This window comes from Pseudomonas sp. K5002, assembly GCF_013386655.1.
GTDB lineage: Bacteria > Pseudomonadota > Gammaproteobacteria > Pseudomonadales > Pseudomonadaceae > Aquipseudomonas.
Window position 1 is genome coordinate 1 of the sequence record NZ_JACARK010000816.1, and the last position, 1,235, is coordinate 1,235.

A 1,235-nucleotide genomic window follows, 5' to 3' on the forward strand; every position below is an offset into this window, starting at 1 on the left:
GGCGACGGCCAGCACCACCTGGCCGACGAACTGCACGGTGTCGATGGCCAGCAACGGGTCGCCGGGCATCAACGGGCCGATGTCTTTCAGACCCGGCACGTCTTCGTGGGTGATGACGATGCGCACGCCTTCAAAGGCGTAGCAGGGCGCGGTGTCGATGCTAAGGATCTTCGCGTGGGCGCGGTCCGACATGCGTGCGTAGAGGTGCAACTGGTTGGGAAATTCCAGGCGGTCATCGATGTACTGCGCTTCGCCCGAGACATGCTTGGCGGCGCTGTCGTGCTTGACGCTGCGACCGACGCCGCTGGTCAGGTCCTTGGCAAACAGTTCGGCGAGTTCGGCCTGGGATTTTTCCACGGCGTGATGGTTAGACATAAGCGGTCACCCGAGTCTCGATGTGCGGCGTTTGCAGTTCGATGAAGTATTTGCGCAGCAGGTTCTGTGCGCTGAGCAGGCGGTATTCCTTGCTGGCGCGGAAGTCCGACAGCGGAGTGAAATCCTCGGCCAGGGCCGCGCAGGCCTTTTCCACGGTGGCGGAATTCCAGGTGGCGCCGTTCAGTACGGCTTCGCAGTTCTTCGCGCGTTTCGGGGTGGCGGCCATGCCGCCGAACGCCACGCGGGCATCGTCGATCACACCGTTAGTCATCTTCAGGTTGAAGGCCGCGCAGACGGCAGAGATGTCATCGTCCAGGCGCTTGGAAACCTTGTAGGCACGGAACAGCGGCACGCCTTTGGGCACAATGATCTTCTCGATGAATTCGCTGTCCTGGCGGGCAGTCACGCGGTAGTCGATGAAATAGTCTTCCAGCGCCAGGGTACGGCGGGTGTTGCCCTTGCACAGCACGATCTGCGCACCGAGGGCGATCAGCAGTGGCGGCGAGTCACCGATGGGCGAGGCGTTGCCGATATTGCCGCCCAGGGTGCCCTGGTTGCGGATCTGCAACGAGGCGAAGCGGTGGAGCAATTCACCGAAGTCCGGGTATTCGTTGTTGAGTGCGCTGTAGCAGTCGGAGAGTGAGGTGGCGGCGCCGATTTCCAGGCGGTCGTCGAAGCTTTCGATGCGCTTCATTTCTTCGATATTGCCGACGTAGATCATCACCGGCAGCGTGCGGTGGAACTGGGTGACTTCCAGCGCCAGGTCGGTGCCGCCGGCCAGCAGCCGGGCTTGTGGGTAAGCGTCGTAAAGGTCCGCCAGGTCGGCGACGGTCAGCGGCACCAGGCAGCGTTTGTCGCCG

General features: G+C 62.6%; 1 protein-coding gene and 1 pseudogene. Both read right to left on the minus strand.

Going from position 1 to position 1,235, the window contains the following annotated elements:
- A pseudogene (locus tag HX846_RS29115) lies at positions 1–375 on the minus strand (xanthine dehydrogenase molybdopterin binding subunit); the annotation flags it as partial.
- The coding region (locus tag HX846_RS29120; RefSeq protein ID WP_178966663.1) for an FAD binding domain-containing protein at positions 368–1,235 on the minus strand (868 nt) is incomplete at its 5' end. The pseudogene HX846_RS29115 and the gene HX846_RS29120, both read right to left, overlap by 8 nt.